The sequence below is a fragment of the Microlunatus antarcticus genome (assembly GCF_014193425.1).
Classification (GTDB): Bacteria; Actinomycetota; Actinomycetes; order Propionibacteriales; family Propionibacteriaceae; genus Microlunatus; species Microlunatus antarcticus.
In genome coordinates this window covers 2,177,835-2,196,582 of record NZ_JACHZG010000001.1, presented here as the reverse complement: position 1 = coordinate 2,196,582, position 18,748 = coordinate 2,177,835, and the positions used below count along the sequence as shown (strand labels likewise).

The window sequence follows — 18,748 nt, the reverse complement described above, 5'->3', positions numbered from 1 at the left end:
TCAAGAAGCAGTACCGATATCGATACTTTCTTGGCCTTGGTCCACAACTGCGCGAAGCCATCAGCCTGGCGAGGTCACGAGTAGTCGCCACTGCCACCGGACCCGATCCGGCGCTCTCGCTCACCCTGAAGACTCCGACATTTTTGGGCTTCCGCCTTGCGAGTTCGGTCTTGACGGCCGCTGCGTAGCACCGTTGGGACCAACACTAGCCGGAGCAGCGCTCGACAACACCGGCCCGACCGCGACCTTCTTCGGCATCGCTGCGGTGACGGCCCTGATCAGCACCGCAGTCCACGTCCACCGATCGACGCTTGAGACCGGGCGGACAGAGACCGAGGCGTAGCCAAGCGGGACCCCTCCTCAGAAGGGCAGACTGACGGTCGTGCTGCTGACTCTGTCGACGTCCGCGACGACGTCGATGCCCGTCCCTGCCGACCTCGGGTTCCTGCTGCACAAGCACCCGGACCGGGCCCAGTCGTTCGACGTGGCGTCCGGGACCGTGCACGTGATCTGGCCGGAGGTCAGCGATGAGCGGGCCACGGTGGCGGTCCTGCTGGAGGTCGACCCGGTGGCGCTGGTCCGCGGCCGGGGTGGGCGGGGTGACACGGGGTTCTCGTTGTCGCAATACGTGAACGACCGGCCGTACGCGGCGTCGTCGATGCTGTCGGTGGCGTTGGGCAAGGTGTTCCGGACCGCGATGAGCGGCCGGTGCGACGCACGACCCGAGCTGGCCGGCAGGGCGATCCCGCTCGAGGTGCACGTGCCGGCTCTGCCGACCCGAGGTGGCGCGGACCTGGTGGAGCGGCTGTTCGCGCCGCTGGGGTGGTCGGTGACGACGACGGCGATCGTGCTGGACGAGCAGGTGCCGTCGTGGGGTGTCTCGCCGTACGTCGACCTCCGCCTGGCCGGTGTGCTGACGGTCGCGGATGCGTTGACGCAGCTGTACGTGCTGATGCCGGTCCTGGACGACACCAAGCACTACTGGGTGAATACCGACGAGGTCGACAAGCTGATGCGGGCCGGAGGTCATTGGCTCGCCGACCACCCCGAGCGCGAGCTGATCACGAGCCGCTACCTCGGCCACCACCACACGCTCGTCCAGGACGCGGTCGGCCGGCTCGCCGAGCTCGACGAGACCGAGGCCGAGGTGCTGGACGAAGGTTCCGACCCCGGCGCCCCGGAACGGCCGGCCTCGATGGCTCAGCTCCGCAAGGCGGCCGTGGTCGCAGCCCTGCGGTCCGAGGGCGCGACCACCGTGGTCGACCTGGGCTGCGGGGAGGGCGCGCTATTGCGCGCGCTGGTCGCGGACCCGGCGTTCACCCGGGTGACGGGGGTTGACGTGTCACACCGGGCGCTGGAGATCGCGACCCGAAGGCTGCACCCGGACCGGATGCCCGACTCCCAGCGCGCCCGCCTGGAGCTGCTGCAGTCCTCGGCGACGTATCGCGACGACCGGCTTGCGGGCTATGACGCCGTGGTCTTGATGGAGGTCGTCGAGCACGTCGACCTGCCGCGGCTGCCCGCGCTGGAGCGGAGCGTCTTCGCTCACGCCCGACCGACGTCGGTGCTGGTCACCACGCCTAACGTCGAGCACAACGTGCGCTTCCCGAACCTCAGGGCTGGCGAGATGCGGCACCGCGACCATCGCTTCGAGTGGACCCGCCAGGAGTTCCAGACGTGGGCGGGCACGACCGCGACGGCGTACGGCTACACCGTCCGATTCGAGCCCGTGGGCGAGGACGACCCCGAGGTGGGCCCGCCGACCCAGCTGGCCGTGTTCCGGAAGGTGGCCGCGTGAGCGAGCTGGCGGTGCCGGAGGTGTCGCTGGTCTGCCTGGTCGGGGCGAGCGGTTCGGGGAAGTCGACGTTCGCGCGGCAGCACTTCGCCCCGTTCGAGGTCCTCTCCAGCGATTTCTTCCGAGGACTGGTCTCGAACGATGAGAACGACCAGTCGGCGACCGCGGCCGCCTTCGACGCTCTGCACCACGTCGCCGGCCTCCGCCTCGACGGCGGACACCTCACGGTGGTCGACGCGACGAATGTGCAGCCCGAGGCGCGCCGCCAGCTCGTCGCCCTCGCTCGCGCCCACGACGTGCTGCCGGTGGCAGTGGTGCTCGACCTGCCCGAACGCGTCTGCCTCGACCGCAACGCCTCCCGTCCCGAACGCAGCTACCCGGACTCGGTGGTGAAGCGGCAGCGCGACCAGCTCCGCCGCTCGCTTCGCCAGCTCGGGAAGGAGGGGTTCCGCAAGGTCCATGTGCTGCGCAGCGAGCAGGAGGTCACCGACGCGGTCGTCGTCCGCGAGCGGCTCCTGAACGACTTCCGCCACGAGCAGGGACCTTTCGACGTCGTCGGCGACGTGCACGGCTGCCGGGCCGAGCTCGAGTCCCTGCTCATCGAGCTCGGCTACAACCTGGTCCGCGACGAGCAGGGCCGGCCCGTCGATGCCCAGCCGCCCGGGCAGCGCAAGGCGGTGTTCGTCGGCGACCTGGTCGACCGCGGCCCGGACACTCCAGGTGTGCTGCGGCTCGTCATGGGCATGGTCGCGGCCGGACACGCCCTCTGCGTGCCCGGCAATCACGAGAGCAAGCTCGTGCGTGCGCTGCAGGGCCGCGACGTGCAGGTCAGCCACGGGCTGGAGACGACGCTGGCACAGCTGGCCGGCGAGCCGCCCGAGTTTCGCGAGCAGGTGGAGCAGTTCTGCCACGACCTGGTCTCGCACCTGGTCCTCGACGGCGGCCGGCTGGTCGTCGCGCACGCGGGGCTCAAGCAGGCTTACCACGGCCGCGCCTCGGCCCGGGTCCGCAGCTTCGCCCTGTACGGCGACACCACCGGGGAGACCGACGAGTTCGGCCTGCCGGTGCGCTACCCGTGGGCCGACGAGTACCGCGGCAAGACGATGGTCCTCTACGGCCACACGCCGACCCCGACACCCGAGTGGGTCAACAACACGATGTGCCTGGACACCGGGTGCGTGTTCGGCGGCCACCTCTCGGCGCTCCGCTATCCGGAGAAGGAGGTCGTCTCGGTCCCGGCCCAGCAGGTCTGGTACGAGCCGGCCAGACCGTTCCTCAACCCGGCAGCCGCTCCGGCGGCCACCCGTGAACCAGACGAGCTGGTCATCACCGACGTCCTCGGCAAGCGCGGGGTCGACACCCGCCTGGCCGGCCGCGTCACGGTGCGCGAGGAGAACGCCGCCGGCGCCCTGGAGGTGATGAGCCGCTTCGCTCTCGAACCGCGCTGGCTGCTCTACCTCCCGCCGACCATGTCCCCCACCGCCACCACCCCGGACGGGGACCTGCTCGAGCACCCCACCACCGCCTTCGACTACTACCGCCGCTCCGGAGTCGAGCAGGTGATCTGCGAGGAGAAGCACATGGGCTCCCGCGCCGTCGTCCTGCTCTGCCGCAGCTCCGAGGTCGCCGCGATGAGGTTCGGTGCCGGCGACGGCGCGTCTGGGGCTGTCTACACCCGTACTGGGCGTCCGTTCTTCGCGCCGGCCGAGACCGAGCAGCTGCTGCAGCAGCTGCGTCGAGCCGTCGACGACACCGGATTGTGGGGCGAGCTCGACACCGACTGGCTCCTGCTGGACGCCGAGCTGCTGCCCTGGTCGGTCAAGGCCGACGAGCTCCTCCGCCACCAGTACGCCGCGGTCGGCGCCGCCGCCCGCGCCGCGCTGCCCGCTGCGGTCGGTGTGCTCGAGGCCGTCGCCGCACGCGGGACCGATGTCACCGAACTGCTGGCCCGGACCGTGTCTCGAGTCGGCAACGCGGAGGCGTTCACCGACAGCTACCGCCGCTACGTCTGGCCCACCTCCGGCCTGGACGGCGTCCAGCTGGCGCCGTTCCAGCTGCTTGCGACCGAGGGCCGGACCTGGACCGATCACGACCACGGCTGGCACCTTGCCCTTGCCGACCGCCTCGCCGCGGCTGCACCGGCCCTCGTCCGACCCACGCGGAGCACCCTCGTCGACACCACCGACCCTGCCTCGGTCGCTGCCGCCGTGACTTGGTGGGAGGACCGCACGGGCGCAGGCGGCGAGGGCATGGTCGTGAAGCCCTTCGCCAACCTGGTCGCTACCGGGCGCGGCTACGCCCAGCCCGGGATCAAGGTCCGCGGTCGTGAATACCTGCGCATCATCTACGGCCCCGACTACACCGAGCCCGCCAACCTGGAACGGCTCCGCGACCGCAACCTCGGCCACAAACGCTCGCTGGCCAGCCGCGAGTACGCCCTCGGCATCGAGTCCCTCGAACGCGCCGCGCAGCGCGAGCCCCTCTGGCGCGTCTACGAACCCGTCTTCGCCGTCCTCGCCCTCGAGTCCGAACCCGTCGACCCCCGCCTCTAGCGGGGATCCGTAGGCAGTTCGGTTACCCGGCTTGTCCCGAACCTGCTCACTGTCGCAGCGACTCTGTCACTGACGCCGGCGCAACAGGGACCTCAGTGGCACGCCAGCGGGGTCGTCGGAGCCGACGCCGGCAGGCCCGGCGTGGGAGCCGCGAGACTCCTGGCGACCGCAGGGACACGGGCATAGCCACTCATCGGCTCGCTCACGTCACCTACTGCTTCGCAACTACCCCGTTGACCGGGCATTTTTGCGAGCGGGTCATACGAAGATCTCGACCAGCGCGAGCCGGGGCTGCTTAGGTTCAGCAGCGTCGCTTCCGCTCGACGGACGGCTTACGAGCACGGGTGTGCAACCGGGCTCGGCCGTCCGGCATCGCCGTTCCACAGTGAGATGCGAGGCTCTAGCCGTGAGGTGGGTGCGGGAGCGCAGAGGCAGGCGGAACATCCGCGACCTGCGCGAGCTGTTGCGTTCAACCTTTCCGAGTCCAGTCGTGGCGCTCGACCGCGAGTGGGGAGATGACTGCGTAGACCTGCTGAGCGACGTGGATCTGCTCGAGGATCACTTGACGGCTGCACTGTCCTGGGGCCGCGAACCCCACCGGCCCGCTCTCGTTGTTGCTCTGGAGCAGGCAGTGAGCTGTCATACGAGGTGGGACCCGCTCATGACCGAGGGGCAACGAGATGCCCTAAAGCGTGTCGTCGACGCACTGCGAGTGTTGGTGATGCCCGAGGGAGATCTGAGCGTCTGGTGGGCAACGCTTCATGGTTTAACTGCGGTAGCCACCGAAGGCGAGTACGCGGGGTGCACGGTCACGATCGAGGTTCGAGGGTCCGGAGTTGTCTTGTTCGCCATCGAGGGAACGCCGATAGCTGGTGGTGAGGCAGTGTCCTGGGAGGCATCTGCCACGGACGATCAGGGGGTCCAGGAGTGGCTTGCCTCGTTCGGCCTCAGGTCGGCTGCCGCCGGCCGCTTAGAGCCGAACCTCTGATCCATCGGCTGTCGCTACGCGTCGCTAGAGGGTCGTCTTGAGCGAAGTCGCCTCGGCTGATCAGCCGCTCAGGGCTTCGTCCACTCGATGGTGTGTCGGAAGCCGAGTCGGTGCTGGAGGATGGCTCCCGGCATCAGTTGATCTAGAAGCCGGCGCAGCTGGTCGAAGGGCAGGGTCGGGTCGCGAACAGGGACCGAGAGATGCGTGGGGGCTCCTTCTTTGCTGGGCCAGGGATGCGTCACGTAGCCGATGACCGGGTTGGTGACGATGGAGGCGACGTCCCAGGCGTAGTCGCGAGCAGTCGTTGGAGGGGCGAGCCCTACAGCCAGAAAACGGCCTGCAGATCGGAGACGTCGACACACGTGGGCCAGAGCGTCGGCGACGTCGAGGTGGTGCAGGACAGCGACCATCGTGACGAGGTCGAGGTCCTCGTTCCCGTCGACCCATGGGCCGCCGGTGATGGTGACGTTGGGCAGGCCGGCGCACCGCCGGCTGGCCTCGAGGCGCATGGTCTCGTCGACGTCGTTGCCGATCACCCGGTCGACGTGGGGTGAGAGCGCCGCAGCAAGTCCGCCCCGTCCGCACCCGACGTCGAGCGCGACCGTGCACGGCTCCGGCAGGTTGGCCAGGATCCAGCTGTGGAAATAGTCGTTGTGGCTCCACGGGTGTCGGGCGTTGAGCTTGGCCATCGAGGTCGAGAAGGTGCCGCCGGCGAACGTCTGCACCCAGCTCCGTAGCGTCACGAGACGGATGCTGCCAGATTCGGCGTTCTCGCTTGACGGTCGGCTTGTGGTCTATCCGTTGAGCGGTTGGAGCAAGCCGAAGTGCTCGGCCACCTGGGTCGCCGCTGCTTGGGGATCACGTTCGTCGGTGTCGACCAGCAGCTCGTCCAGATCCGCTCGCGCTAGCTGCTCATGAAGCGTCACGTGTCGCTGAAGGTGCCACGTCAAAGCCGCATGCTGGTGCTTGGTGTAGCGGCGCCGCGGGCGCTTCTCGGTCACCGCAGGCCCTGCCACCAGTCTGACGATCCGGACCGGTAGATCGAAGACCCGCTCGTATCGGTCTCGGTCGGTCGTCGAGGCGATGACACCGGCTACAACCAGTTGTCGTGGCCCGGCCTGGCGGTAATTGCTCCAAACCGCGGTCATGTTGGCTGCTTCGGTGACCACGTTCTCGGGATCATCTTCTGCTGGTGGCCAAGAGCGGTGGTACCAGTCGACATCCATCAAGCTGAAGGCTCGGCCGTGCTCGGCTAGTAGGTCGCCCAGGTGGTCGAGCGTCGAGGACTTACCTACGCCGTAGGAGCCGTTGAGGAAGATGACGTAGGGCTCGATCACCACACGCTCACCTTAGGTACCACCGACGAAGGCCAGTCGAGTGCCGGTGAGTGGTGCACGGGTGGGCGTATCTCCGGGGCGTCAATCTCCCTGGGGACCTGGCCGGCCTGGGCCACATGGAAGAGAAGGTCTGACACCGCCTATGCCTTGGTAGAGGGTCGGGTTGCGTGCTCCGCACGACGGTCGATCACTGCGACGGCTGCTCCCCGGACGCTAGGCCCGCAGGGTGGTCGGCTTGAGAAGACGACCTGCGCCCCTGGGGCGGACGGTGTCGCCGACGGCTGAAAACTGACCCCCAGACGACGGGCGAAAACGGACCCCCCGCGTTGACGATGAGGGGTGTTGACGGTGGAGGACTGGGCCGAGATCCGCAGGCTGCATCGGGCTGATGGAATGCCGATCAAGGCGATCGTGCGCAAGACGGGGGTGTCGCGTAACGCGGTCCGTCGGGCGTTGGCAGCAGACGAGCCACCGCGCTACGAGCGGGCTGGGAAGGGGTCGCTGGTCGACGGCGTCGAGCCGCAGATCCGTGAGCTGCTCGCGTTGTGGCCGACAATGCCGTTGACGGTGATCGCCGAGCGGATCGGCTGGACGCACTCGCTGACGATCTTAAAAGACCGGGTCCGAGTCTTGCGGCCGCTGTTCGTCCCACCCGATCCGGCGTCGCGCACGACCTACTTGGCCGGGGAGTTGATGCAGTGCGACTTGTGGTTCCCGCCGGTCGATGTGCCGCTCGGCGCCGGTCAGGTAGGTCGGCCGCCGGTGCTGGTGATGGTGTCGGGTTACTCACGCTGGATCTCCGCGCTGCTGCTGCCATCGAGGCAGGGCTTGGACCTGATCGCCGGGCACTGGTGGCTGCTCTCTCAGCTGGGGAAGGTGCCGCGGGCGTTGGTGTGGGACAACGAGTCCGCGGTCGGGTCGTGGCGGGCGGGTCGGCCGAAGTTGACCGAGGAGTTCGACGCGTTCCGCGGCATGCTCGGCGTCAAGGTGGTGCAGTGCCGGCCCCGTGACCCGGAAGCGAAGGGCCTGGTCGAGCGGGCCAACGGCTACCTCGAGACCAGCTTCCTGCCCGGCAGGACGTTCACCGGCCCGGCTGACTTCAACGATCAGCTCCAGGCGTGGCTGGTGTTGGCGAACCGGCGCCAGCACCGCCGCCTCGGCTGCCGCCCCGCCGACCGGCTCGAGGCCGACCTGGCCGCGATGCTGACCTTGCCGCCCGTCGCGCCGGTGGTCGGGTGGCGGGCCTCGTTGCGGCTGCCCCGCGACCACTACGTCCGGGTCGCGAGCAACGACTACTCCGTGGCCCCGTCCGCGGTTGGGCGCCGGGTCGAGGTGAGCGCGGACCTGGAGACGGTCACCATCACCTGCGACGGCCGCCCGGTCGGGTCCCATGCCCGCTGCTGGGCCGCGCACCAGACGATCACCGACCTCGCCCACGCCCTCACCGCCCAACAGCTACGCCACCACCTTCACACGCGAGGTCCGGTCACGACTGCGCAGGTCGAGCAGATCGAGCAACGGCAGCTCAGCGACTACGACGCCGCATTCGGCCTCGACAACGTCGAGGTGGCCTGATGGCAGCCAAGACGACGACCAGCAGCGGTCGTGACATGGCTGCGGAGATGGCCTACCTGACGCGGGCGTTGAAGGCGCCCACGCTGCGCGATGCGGTCGAACGCCTCGCGCCACGAGCCCGGGAGGAGTCGTGGACGCACGAGGAGTTCCTCGTCGCGTGCCTGCAGCGCGAGGTCTCCGCCCGGGAGTCGCACGGCGGCGAGGGCCGGATCCGTGCCGCGAAGTTCCCGTCGCGCAAGAGCCTGGAGGAGTTCGACTTCGACCACGCCCGCGGCCTCAAGCGAGACCTGGTTGCGCACCTGGGCACCCTCGACTTCGTCACCGCGAAAGACAACGTCTTGCTGCTGGGCCCGCCCGGGACCGGGAAGACCCACCTCGCCACCGGCCTCGCGATCCGCGCCTGCCAGGCTGGACACCGGGTCTTGTTCGCCACCGCATCGCAGTGGGTCACCCGCCTCGCCGACGCCCACCACGGCGGCACCCTGCAAGCCGAGCTCACCCGGCTGGGCCGCTACCCGCTGCTCGTCATCGACGAGGTCGGCTACATCCCGTTCGAACCCGAAGCGGCAAACCTGTTCTTCCAGCTCGTCTCCGCCCGCTACGAACGCGCCTCGCTGATCGTGACCTCGAACAAGCCGTTCGGCCGGTGGGGCGAGGTCTTCGGCGACGACGTCGTCGCTGCAGCCATGATCGACCGCCTCGTCCACCACGCCGAAGTCATCGCCCTCAAAGGCGACAGCTACCGCCTCCGCAACCGCGACCTCGGCCGCACTCCGGCGCCGACTACGTCGGAGTAACCGAACCCGGCCCGCGGTCCGACTCGCCGCCCACCTGCTCGGCGGCTCTGCGGTTCCGCTTGCGTAGCCCAATCCCCACCGCCAGCGTTGCAGCGCCGAGGATGACCCAGAACAACGACGAAACCAGGCCCCTGCTCAGGTGATCAGTGAAGAAGCCAACCGCCAGCATGACGACTCCGCCGATCAACCACACGGCGCCCAGCACGGGCGTCAGCCGAGCATCCCGCTCTCGCTGATCGCGATCCAGCTTCTTCCAGTCGAAGCTCACCCGCCCACCCTAGAACCGCGACCTGCCGCCGTGGCTTCGTGGCAAGAATTGGTTCCCCAAGGGGGTCCATTTTCGGCCGTCGTCTAGGGGTCCGATTTCACCCGCCGTTGACAGACGGCTCACGCGTGACCGCAGGAGCTCCACCGCGGTAACGTCTGAGTTGTGCCTGTCGGGTGGAAAGTTGCCTCGACAGCAGCCACGGCCGCGTTCTTGGTGGCGGTCGTTGTGGCGGTCTTCTTGGTGGCTACGCCGCTCGGAAAGAACGACGACGCTGATAGCGGCTTGGGCGTCAGCCCGGGGTTGACTCGGTTCGACGAGGTTGACCGGAAGGATGCGCCGAGCATCGAGGGTCCGCTCGTCAGCCGCAGCGGTGTGGCCTCGATCAGTCATCCGGGCAAGGTGGTCGTGGTGAACGTGTGGCAGTCGACGTGTGGGCCGTGCAGGGGCGAGGCCGGTGCGCTCGAGGCCGCAGCACGGTCCACAGCCGAGGAGGCGACGTTCGTGGGCCTCGACGTCGTCGACCAGCGAGCGGCTGCCCGGGCGTTCCTGCGGACGAGCGGGAGCTCCTACCCGCACATCTTCGACCCCGACGCGCAGCAGTTGTTGAAGTTCAACGGCATCCTTCCGGTGCAGGCGATCCCCAGTACCGCGGTGATCGACAAGCAGGGCAGGATCGCGGCGCGGATCATCGGTCCGGTGTCTGCTGAGACCCTGACTCAGCTGATCGACGAAGTCGCCAGCTCGACCTGACCGGCCTTCGCTCGGCGAGGCGATGACGAAGGGCTGCGCTTCTTCACGCTTCGGTTCCGTAGGACGGTGGTTGAGCGCGGGGTATGAGACAGCGCCCGCTCCCGCATGGGTGCCCGTTAGCCGGTCGGCTTGCGGTGACGCCAAGCAGGCGGCCGGCAGGTCCCTGTGAAGATGTCGCTGTGGCCGACGCAGTAGCAGCGGTGTCCGACGGAGGGCTCGTGGGTCGGGCGATCCCGGGGTCGTCCTTCCCTCGACGGCGGGTAGCGCGGTGCGGCTCGCGGACACCTCCTTGGGCGGCTTCGTGCTGTTCATCTACCCGCGCATCGCCCGACCCGACGACCAGGTGAGCGCCGAGTGGCTCCGTATCCCGGGCGCGAAGGGCTGTACCGCCGAGTCCTGCGAGTTCCGCGACCTCGTAGACGACTTCCGAGAGCTCGGACTGTTGATCTACGGCCTGTCGACCCAGAGCACCGCCGACCAGGCGCGAGCCGTCCAGCATCTCCGGCTCTCCTACCCGCTGTTGTCCGACCCCGAGCTGACGTTGCAGCGAGGACTCGGGCTGCCGATCTTCACCCACGAAGGACGCCAGTTGTACAAGCGCAGCACCCTCGTCGTTCGTGCTGGGGCGATAGCCATTGCTCAGCTCGAGGTCAGCGATGCCGCCTCGCACCCACACGAACTCCTCGCCCTGCTTCAGAGCTTGGCGTAACCGTCGGCCGGGCTAAGTCTCTAACGGCTCGATGGGGACGCCCGCAGGAGGGACGGCTTGCGGCGCAACTTGACACCTCGAGTGTCGTGGACCGTTGGCAGGTATCTTCCGAGTGCGCCAGGCTGACACCCATGTGGAACGTGTACTCCGACGATGATCCAGGTCGTCCAGTCGAACCAGACGGGAACGCAGTTCCCGGTCTGGCACCCCCACCCCCAGTCGGCCTCGATCCCGTCGAGATAGTGGTCGACGGAGAATGCTTCGTCGTCACGCATCGCCCCGGCTCACCGGGCACGTACGACTTCGACTGGACTGACCACCCTGAGGCCTACGGTTTCGCTGTCGGCGGCAACCCCGAGTGGCGGCCTGACCGGGCAGAGATGACAAACGAGGTTCAAATCTTCTTGGCTCAAGTCGATAAGGAAACCGGCTACCTTCGCGACTGACCGCAGAACGGTCGTCCTGCGACGACAGCAATGCAGTTTCGACCGTGACCAGCTTGGTACCGATCTCCCTACCTCCGCAGCTGGCGTCACTGCTTGAGTGGGCCAGTGCTGATCGTCGACGAGAGGTTGCGATGACATGAAGAGCTCTCGCCCAAGTGGCCGCCGGCTTCTCGGAGTCGTGGTCGGTCTCCTTCTCGTCGCAGTGTGCGGAGCCTGCTCGGCGACGACCGTCGCATCGCCGGCCGCCACCCCCTCGACGACAACTACGAGCCCCGAACCGCCCGAGCCGTCGGGAACGCTCTACACCGACGTCGACGAGCAGCTGAGCAACCTCATCACCGAGATCGAGCAAGACCGCGACGGCAACGACATCCCGGGATACGCGGGCGTTGCGGTCGATCCCGAGCACCGCGCTCTCGACCTCTGGTGGGTCGGAACTCCACCAGCAAGGGTCGCGCAACTGATCGTGATGCCGCCTCACGACCTGGCGATCCGGCTTCATCGCGCCGGGTACGACTACGCCACCACTGACCGTGCGCTCGACGAGCTGATGGACCGGTACCCCGTCATCCACTCCGGCAGCCCGGAGGACGACGGAAGCGGGATCGAGGTGGAGACGACCGCGAAGGGCAAGCGAAAGCTCCCGAGTGCCGCGCAGCTCTCCGAGCAGGCCGAGATGCCCGTTCGCATCGTGGTGAGCGAGCCCCCCGAACCTGCGTGAGAACCGCTGTGCTCAGACTGCTTACGTCGGGGCCGCCCGATCCTTGCTTTGCTGTTCAGCGCTGGGCATGATCCACACGACAACCGGGTCGCATGCACACAGTAGGAGGGGTCCTCAGCGCGCTCCGCACAACGGTCAGCTTGCGACGCTCAGGGACGCATCAGAGATCGAGACGGGCAACGACTTCATGGCCGCTGGACTCTCCGGTTGGACAAAACCCGAGCTGGAGGTAGAAACCCTCCGGTCCGTCCTCGCCCGCGTGGTAGGTCACGAAGCACACGCGCTCGCCCCGCTCACGGAGGTCGGCACACCGCCCGCAGGACGGTTGTCCATCGGGACACCGCGGGGCATCCGCGCGCCGCGTCTGTGATCAGCCGCAGCCCGCGCCCTCGAGCTTGATCTCGCCGCTTTCGGGCGGGGGCGCGGGGGCGTCGGGCACGTTCGTGAAGGTCGCTGGCACGTGCAGGCGCTTCGCGCGGTTGAACGGAGCCGCGATGGCGAATGCTGGCCCGACGACGTCGGAGATCGGCACGAACGCGGTCTGCCCACGACCTTGCGTCGACAGATCAGTCAGGTGACAGCGCGAGTCGGCGCTGAGGTCGCGGTGGTCTCCCATGACGAAGATGCGATCCCGCGGTACGACGACGGTGAACCCGAAATCCGACGGCGCAACCGGGACGCCCGAGGAGCTCGTGTACAGGTAGGCCGTCTCGTCGAGCGCCACACCGTTGACGGTGACCCGGCCGGAGTCGTCGCAGCAGACGACGGTGTCGCCGGGCATGCCGATCACGCGCTTGATGAGGTGCCCTGTCCCGACTGTCGGTACCCCCACAAACTCGAGCACATGGTCGAGCGGACCCTCAGGCCCGTCAGGCTCGTCGGGTAGCCAGTTCGCCGGGTCGGTGAACACCACGACGTCACCTCGGTGGAAGGCGATGACCTTCTCGACGACCACCCGGTCACCCTCCAGCAGCGTGTTCTGCATCGACGCCGACGGGATGATGAACATCTGCCCGACGAAGGCCCGCAGCAGCGAGCTGACGATCAGGGCGCCAACGACGACGAAGATGAGCTCCCTAAGGAACGCCAGCGCCGGACGACGCCCTCGCGTCGCTGGTCGTGTTGTCGTCTCGGTCACCACACGACCGAGGATCTCACCGACTGCGCTTGGATGAGCGACCTTCAGCGACACGACAGGCCGCCGAGCAGCGGCGCCGCTCGCGGAGCGCTCCGACAAGGGCGTCGAGGAGGGCGGCACCTCCTACCCACAGGGCGGGCACAGCGACGCTACCGGCGACCTTGCAGAAGAAGAGCCCCGCGGCCAGGCCGGTGTTCCGAGGGCAGACCATGTCGAAGCCGCTAGCGGTGGGCGCCGGAACGGAGTGGCACCACAGGCTGGTCAAGATGGAGACAGCGGCGAAGCCGAAGCCGATCGTGGCGCCAGCTCCGCACACATACCAGCCGTGCTCGGTCCAGTTACGACCGTCGACCTGGTCGACGTGAGCATTGTTGACGGGACGCATCGCTAGCCGCAGCGGCGCGACAGACCGCACCGGCGACCACCGACCCTCCGGCGCTGAGCTCACGGGATCAACCCTAAGTCGGCCGCGTTCGACCAATTCGTGTCGCAAGTCCCAGCAGCAGGTCCGCTTCCGCCCAGCAACAAACGCGTGCCCGCCCGGCAACTACCGCGCGGCGTCTCGACTGAGGGTTGTATCTGCGTCACGTGTCCTGATGACGAGGTCGGGGTGGTGGCGTCACTCCAGGTTGGCGAGCCAGCTCACTGCTGTGGGGTCGGCGACGAGCCCTTCGGTCCAGGATGGCGGCCCGGGCTGGCCGCGGTCCCCGGGCTCGGACAGCGCCTGCAGCACGATCTGGGCGAGGTGATATAGGGTCAGACGAGGGCGGAACAAGGCAGAAAACGCGGCGGTGTCCCCGCGTCGGCCGAGAAGCTGCGGAGACCAGCGCTGCCGATACACGACGGTGAACCTGTCACCGTCGACCCGCGTAGCCACGACGGTCACCTTGTCTGGGTGCACGTCACCGGGACGAGAGGTCCCCAACCGCTCGAGATGGCACAACATCTCCGCCGCGAACCCGACAGGTAGGTCGTCTTCCGACGCAGTCACGACCGCGTTAAGACACCATCCGCCCGTCTCGTGGTCGTGATCGTGGGGACGGACACGAAAGCGATCGCGAAGCTGATCACAGCAGCCGCCGCCACGACGAGGGAGTTCCAGATCGTCCACTCGCTGTCGGGCGCTGCGATCAGCAGGGCGACGATGCCTGCGGTGGCGACGACCGCGAGGGCGGCGGTCGCGCTGCCCGCGACCCGAGCACGCCGAGCGCCCTTCGAGATCTGCCACTCCCACACGACCAGGGCCAGCAGGGCGGGCATGAAGCCGACCACCGCGCCGACCGGGACGGTGACGATGAGAGCGGACCAGGTGACCGCGGCCGTCGTGTCCGGCGTGGGGGCGAACTGGGCCTTGAAGCTGTCGGGCAGGACCAGCAGCGCGCCAAGGAGCCCGCCGGCGGTCATCCCGCCAACGAGGGCACGCCACAGAATCGCCTTCGGCGGACGCAGGTCCCGCTGGACCGTCCGCGAACGCGCACGCCCTGGGTGATGACTACCGGACACGCGCGAATCCTAAGTTCGATCAGTAGCGTGTGGCCTCGTGAGCGAGCTGTCCGAGATCTCCTCCCGCCCGACGCGCGGGCTGTCCACCGCGGGGTGGATGAGGCTGCGGATCGGGCTGGTCGCAGCCTGGGCGGCACTACCCATCGCAGCCATGACCCTTGGCAGACACCCCTCGAGCCAGGAGGACGCAACCTCGGTGAGCATCTGGGGCATGGAGGTACCGCCCTGGCTGCTCGTCGTCGCGCTGGTCTACGTGTTCTTGAGCTTCGTCTGCCTTGTCTGCGGTCCCGAGCCTTGGCGTGCGACACGCTGGGCCTGGTTCTGGCTGGGAAACAACCCGATTGGCGCGCTGGCCTTCCTCTTGCTGAGTGGACCGATGCCGGGTGTCGGAAGGCCCTCTCCTTACCGACCCCGGCTCCGAGGCGGGTGGGCGTTCATCATCGGCTCCGTCGCGGACGCTGCATGCGTCCACCTCGGTCTGCAATAGCGGGCTGGTCCCCAGCAACAGATCAGAGCGCCCTCATGACCGTTGACTGCGTGAAGGCGCAGATCGCAGTCAGTCCGCCACTGAGCGCCAGCACGACCCAGCTACGGCGCGAGGCGATCTAAACCGCACCGGCGTGTCCGGAGACCTATCGGTTTGAGAGCTCAGCGGGCTGCTGGGCTCTGATCTGAGCGTAGTGAGCAACCTCCATCTCGGCCGGCGGCACGTCTCCGCAGTACTCGTAGAGCCGACGGTGGTTGAACCAATCGACCCATTCCGCGGTGGCGATCTCAACCTGGTCGACGCCTCGCCACGGCCCTTGTCTCTTGATCAGCTCGGTCTTATAGAGACCGTTGATCGTCTCGGCCAGCGCGTTGTCATACGACGACCCGACGGCCCCGACCGACGGCTTGATCCCGGACTCGGCCAGACGCTCGCTCAGCGCCACCGAGGTGTATTGCGACCCGTGGTCATGGTGGTGCACGAGGCCGGTCAGGTCGGGGTGACCGTCGCGGCTGCGGGTCCAGATGGCCTGCTCGAGGGCGTCGAGGACGAGCTTGGTGGTCATCGACGTGCCGGTGCGCCAGCCCAGGATCCGACGCGCGTAGGCGTCGACGACGAACGCGACGTAGACCCAGCCCGACCAGGTCGACACGTAGGTGATGTCGGCGACCCAGAGCCGGTCTGGTGCTGCTGGGGCGAAGCGCCGCTGGACCAGGTCGTCGGGCAGCGGCCGCGCCGGGTCGGCGATCGTGGTCCGCTTGACCTTGCCCCGGACCGCGCCGTGCAGGTCGAGGCGGCGCATCAGCCGCTCGACCGTGCACCGAGCGACCGGGACGCCCTCGCGGTTCAGCTGCAGCCACACCTTCCGGGCGCCGTAGACGCCGTAGTGCGCTGCATGGACCCGCACGATGTCGGCCTCAAGCTGCTCGTCGCGGACCTTCCAGCGGCTCGGCGTCTGGTCGAGTCGCTGGCAGTGGTCGAAGTAGGTGGATGGGGCGATCGGTAGGCCGTGCTCGGTGAGCACGGTGCAGATCGGCTCGACGCCCCAGACCAGGCCCGCCGCTTCGCGGCGGCCCTGGTGGGTGCGGATGAACTCCACGATCAGTGGTGTGGCCGGTCGAGCTCGGCCGCGAAGAAAGTCGATGCTGCTTTGAGGATCCCGTTCGCCCGCTTGAGCTCGGCGTTCTCCCGGCGCAGCCGCTTCAGCTCCGCCGACTCATCCGACGTTGCGCCGGGGCGTTGGCCGGCGTCGACCTCGACCTGGCGGACCCACTTACGGACCGTCTCGGCCGTGCCGATCCCGAGCAGGCGGGCGACCTCGTTCATCGTGGCCCACTGCGACTCATGATCACCCGAGATCTCGGCGACCATCCGGACCGCCCGCTCACGCAGCTCGGGCGGATACCTCTTCGACGTGCTTCCTGCCATGACCCCAACCTCTCAAGAAGTGGAGTCCCCGGACACGCCGGTGCGGTTCAATCCAGCTTCTCCGCCCTGCGTTGGCTAGCGTCACTGCTCCACTACGACGGAGGGCTGCCTGCCCATGCGGACGACCCTTCGGCTGAGGGCGATACTCGCCGGACTCCTTGGTGGGCTGCTGGGCGCGGCGACGTCACTTGCGAACCACGGGCACGGCCTCGCACCGAGCTATATAAGCCAGCTCCTCGACGCACCCTGGACGTGGGTCGCGGTCGGGCTCGTCCCGTGCTTCGCAGCCCGCTCGTGGTCGAGGTCGGCCTTTCTCAGCGCCGTCGCGCTCTGGGCGGCCGTCCTCTGCTACGACCTCATGGATCTGCACTTCGGCGTCTACACCGGGCTCGCGTCCGCCGACCCGTCGTCCTCGATCGTGACCGACTGGCTGAGCTTCGGCAGCGACGTCGTCGGCTACGGCGTCGTGGCGGCCATCGCCGCAGCCGGTCTCGGCCTCATCGTCACCGTCATCCGCCGCGGCGGCGTCCTCGGCCTGCTGGCTCAGATGGTCGTGCCCTCGTACGCCGCGTGGGAAGGCCATGTACGCGTTCGAGACGCCCGCGCGGTCGGCGACAGCACCGCGCACGTGATCGGGACGAACCAGGCGGTGACCGCTATGGCCTTAGCTGCAGTGATCTTGCTGGCGAGCACGGGCGCCGCCCGCCTCGGCTTAGCTGCTTCCCGCGACCGCTCAGCCATAGACCGGTCGGTCCGGCCAACCTAGGCCTACAGCAGCCGGTCTTCGACGCCCATGGCACCTGTTCCGCAAGACGATCGGGTTGCGGGACGGCGGCGTGACAGTCGACGTTGACGGCTGACGCGGTACGGGCGAAAAGTCCGGCGATCGTGAAACAGCGGAGCCTTCTTGCGACACGTCTGGTGTGACAGGGATCCTCACTGCGAGGAGCTCGCATGGCAGGAGGCAGCGATGTCCGACCCACTCGACGACCTACTACGCGCAGACGCCCGAGTCCTGGACGAGGACCTGCGGTCACCCGGGTCGGTCGACGGCATGGACGCTCTCTGGCTTGAGGCCAAGGCCGGAGCCGTTGCACCGACGACGGTGGTTCCCCGACGAGGCGCGAAGGTGCGGCGGCGCATTACCGGGGCTGTCGCGGCCCTCGTCGTGGTCGGGCTCGGTGCTGGTGGGGCGCCAGCGTTCGCCGACTGGGTCGGCCTGCACACAGGCGAGTACGACACCGGGCCGCGGTCAGCCCCCCAGCCGAAGACAGCGGATCGTGAGATGTGGCGCCTCGACTCCCCTGAGCTGGCGCGTCAGCTGCAGGCCTGGGAGCAGACCTACCCGCTGGCGCCCGGATACAGCCTGGACCCGCTCCTCGACGGCTACGCGAACGTTAAGAGGTCGGAAGCGACCGCCGCAATGGCCCACGACGACGTCTTCTTCTTCAGCCAGTGCACCTGGGTCGACTACTGGCTTACCGCAGACCGCGACGGGGACGCCGCCGGCAAGCGTGCAGCGACGAACGGGCTGGCCGGAACCGTCGCCAAGCTCGACAGCGTGCTCACCCTCGACAAGCCCGGACGAGCGTACGAAGGAGAACTCGTTGATGCGGCGCGAGCCGACAAGGTGGCTGCGCTGCAGCGCGAACGGCGGATCAACTGCGACTGGAAGTTCCGGTGAGCAAGACCGACCGGCAGACCGAGCAGGTCGAGGACCTCTACCGCCAGGCAGGGCCGGCGGTGCTCGGCTACCTGACCCGCCGAGCAGCGACCCCCGAGGAAGCGGCCGACCTGTTCGGCGAGGTCCTCGTGGTGCTGTGGCGCCGCCGTCGGGACCTTCCGCCCGCCGGCCAGGACCGGCTCTGGTTGTTCGTCGTGGCCCGCAACGTGCTGGCCAACCACCGGCGCCAGGCCGTGCGGCACCGCCAGGCCGCTGCGGCCCTTGCCGAGCAGCTGCGGGCGGTCGGGACCACCCCGACTGAACACGGCAGCACGCTCAACCTTCGTGCCGCTCTCGATCAGCTCGACCCCGTAGACCGCGAGATCATCCAGCTCTCCGTCTGGGAAGAGTTCACCTCGGCCGAGATCGGCACCGTCCTGGACCTGCCCGCAGCTACCGTCCGGACTCGGCTCCGCCGAGCACGGCTACGGCTGCGTCACGACCTCGACCTTCAAGACGAAGACGAGCAGGCCAGCAGGCAGCCGGCGCTGACCGGACCCCACCATCGATAAAGACGCGCACGAAGATTGA

18 protein-coding genes and 1 pseudogene are annotated in these 18,748 nt (G+C 68.2%); 12 read left to right on the top strand and 7 right to left on the bottom strand.

The genetic code is table 11. The features are described from left to right. Positions 1-382: 382 nt before the first annotated feature. The 3 genes from FHX39_RS10240 (at position 383) to FHX39_RS10230 (ending at position 5,335) form a co-directional block, all read left to right on the top strand. Positions 383-1,798, top strand: a complete 1,416-nt coding sequence (locus tag FHX39_RS10240; RefSeq protein ID WP_183338109.1) for a 3' terminal RNA ribose 2'-O-methyltransferase Hen1 — start codon at positions 383-385, stop codon at positions 1,796-1,798. Next, entirely contained in the window at positions 1,795-4,347 is a 2,553-nt protein-coding gene (locus tag FHX39_RS10235; RefSeq protein WP_183338107.1) for a polynucleotide kinase-phosphatase, read from the top strand. The genes FHX39_RS10240 and FHX39_RS10235 overlap by 4 nt, the downstream gene beginning before the upstream one ends. 490 nt (positions 4,348-4,837) lie before the next feature. Next, the gene (locus tag FHX39_RS10230; RefSeq protein ID WP_183338105.1) at positions 4,838-5,335 is read left to right on the top strand and encodes a hypothetical protein; all 498 of its coding nucleotides are present in this window, start codon (positions 4,838-4,840) and stop codon (positions 5,333-5,335) included. Positions 5,336-5,403: 68 nt separating this feature from the next. Here FHX39_RS10230 and FHX39_RS10225 read toward each other — a convergent pair whose 3' ends face one another. Together FHX39_RS10225 and FHX39_RS10220 are read right to left on the bottom strand one after the other, a co-directional pair. After that, positions 5,404-6,078, bottom strand: a complete 675-nt coding sequence (locus FHX39_RS10225) for a class I SAM-dependent methyltransferase (RefSeq protein WP_332836768.1) — start codon at positions 6,076-6,078, stop codon at positions 5,404-5,406. A 51-nt stretch (positions 6,079-6,129) separates the two neighbouring features. Further along, the gene (locus tag FHX39_RS10220) at positions 6,130-6,675 is read right to left on the bottom strand and encodes a hypothetical protein (RefSeq protein WP_183338103.1); all 546 of its coding nucleotides are present in this window, start codon (positions 6,673-6,675) and stop codon (positions 6,130-6,132) included. Between the two features lie 336 nt (positions 6,676-7,011). Between FHX39_RS10220 and istA the strand changes: the two genes are divergently transcribed. Then, the gene (gene istA, locus FHX39_RS10215; RefSeq protein ID WP_183338101.1) at positions 7,012-8,247 is read left to right on the top strand and encodes an IS21 family transposase; all 1,236 of its coding nucleotides are present in this window, start codon (positions 7,012-7,014) and stop codon (positions 8,245-8,247) included. Then, complete coding sequence (gene istB, locus FHX39_RS10210; RefSeq protein WP_183338099.1) at positions 8,247-9,044, top strand: IS21-like element helper ATPase IstB; 798 nt, start codon at positions 8,247-8,249, stop codon at positions 9,042-9,044. The genes istA and istB overlap by 1 nt, the downstream gene beginning before the upstream one ends. Here istB and FHX39_RS10205 read toward each other — a convergent pair. Further along, a complete protein-coding gene (locus tag FHX39_RS10205; RefSeq protein WP_183338097.1) occupies positions 9,031-9,312 on the bottom strand; it encodes a hypothetical protein in 282 nt (93 codons plus the stop codon). The genes istB and FHX39_RS10205 overlap by 14 nt on opposite strands. A 162-nt stretch (positions 9,313-9,474) precedes the next feature. Between FHX39_RS10205 and FHX39_RS10200 the strand changes: the two genes are divergently transcribed. From FHX39_RS10200 to FHX39_RS10190, 3 genes and pseudogenes are all read left to right on the top strand, one after another. After that, positions 9,475-10,062, top strand: a complete 588-nt coding sequence (locus tag FHX39_RS10200) for a TlpA family protein disulfide reductase (RefSeq protein WP_183338095.1) — start codon at positions 9,475-9,477, stop codon at positions 10,060-10,062. A 244-nt stretch (positions 10,063-10,306) separates the two neighbouring features. Beyond that, positions 10,307-10,771 (top strand): annotated as a pseudogene (locus FHX39_RS10195) (peroxiredoxin); the annotation flags it as partial. Between the two features lie 624 nt (positions 10,772-11,395). Next, a complete protein-coding gene (locus tag FHX39_RS10190) occupies positions 11,396-11,938 on the top strand; it encodes a hypothetical protein (RefSeq protein ID WP_183338091.1) in 543 nt (180 codons plus the stop codon). A 370-nt stretch (positions 11,939-12,308) separates the two neighbouring features. Here the strand turns inward: FHX39_RS10190 and lepB are convergent, their stop codons facing one another. The 3 genes from lepB to FHX39_RS10175 all read right to left on the bottom strand — a co-directional run bounded on the left by lepB (position 12,309) and on the right by FHX39_RS10175 (position 14,480). Next, a complete protein-coding gene (gene lepB, locus FHX39_RS10185) occupies positions 12,309-13,079 on the bottom strand; it encodes a signal peptidase I (protein WP_332836767.1) in 771 nt (256 codons plus the stop codon). A gap of 616 nt (positions 13,080-13,695) precedes the next feature. Then, on the bottom strand, positions 13,696-13,962 hold the full coding sequence (locus tag FHX39_RS10180; RefSeq protein ID WP_183338089.1) for a hypothetical protein: 267 nt from the start codon (positions 13,960-13,962) through the stop codon (positions 13,696-13,698). 101 nt (positions 13,963-14,063) lie between these two features. Next, a complete protein-coding gene (locus tag FHX39_RS10175; RefSeq protein ID WP_183338087.1) occupies positions 14,064-14,480 on the bottom strand; it encodes a hypothetical protein in 417 nt (138 codons plus the stop codon). Between the two features lie 136 nt (positions 14,481-14,616). Here FHX39_RS10175 and FHX39_RS10170 point away from each other — a divergent pair, with 136 nt between their 5' ends. Then, positions 14,617-15,066, top strand: a complete 450-nt coding sequence (locus FHX39_RS10170; protein ID WP_183338085.1) for a hypothetical protein — start codon at positions 14,617-14,619, stop codon at positions 15,064-15,066. Positions 15,067-15,211: 145 nt separating this feature from the next. Here FHX39_RS10170 and FHX39_RS10165 read toward each other — a convergent pair. Then, positions 15,212-16,494, bottom strand: a protein-coding gene (locus tag FHX39_RS10165; protein WP_183338083.1) for an IS3 family transposase whose coding sequence is annotated in 2 segments (ribosomal slippage) — positions 15,212-16,206 and positions 16,206-16,494 — 1,284 coding nt in all. Because the reading frame shifts where the segments join, the coding sequence is not laid out codon by codon here. A 115-nt stretch (positions 16,495-16,609) separates the two neighbouring features. On the opposite strand from FHX39_RS10165, the gene FHX39_RS10160 reads away from it, so the two are divergent. The 3 genes from FHX39_RS10160 (at position 16,610) to FHX39_RS10150 (ending at position 18,729) form a co-directional block, all read left to right on the top strand. After that, complete coding sequence (locus FHX39_RS10160) at positions 16,610-17,260, top strand: hypothetical protein (RefSeq protein ID WP_183338081.1); 651 nt, start codon at positions 16,610-16,612, stop codon at positions 17,258-17,260. 204 nt (positions 17,261-17,464) lie between these two features. Then, the gene (locus FHX39_RS10155) at positions 17,465-18,178 is read left to right on the top strand and encodes a hypothetical protein (RefSeq protein WP_183338078.1); all 714 of its coding nucleotides are present in this window, start codon (positions 17,465-17,467) and stop codon (positions 18,176-18,178) included. Beyond that, on the top strand, positions 18,175-18,729 hold the full coding sequence (locus tag FHX39_RS10150; RefSeq protein ID WP_183338076.1) for an RNA polymerase sigma factor: 555 nt from the start codon (positions 18,175-18,177) through the stop codon (positions 18,727-18,729). The genes FHX39_RS10155 and FHX39_RS10150 overlap by 4 nt, the downstream gene beginning before the upstream one ends. Positions 18,730-18,748 lie beyond the last annotated feature (19 nt).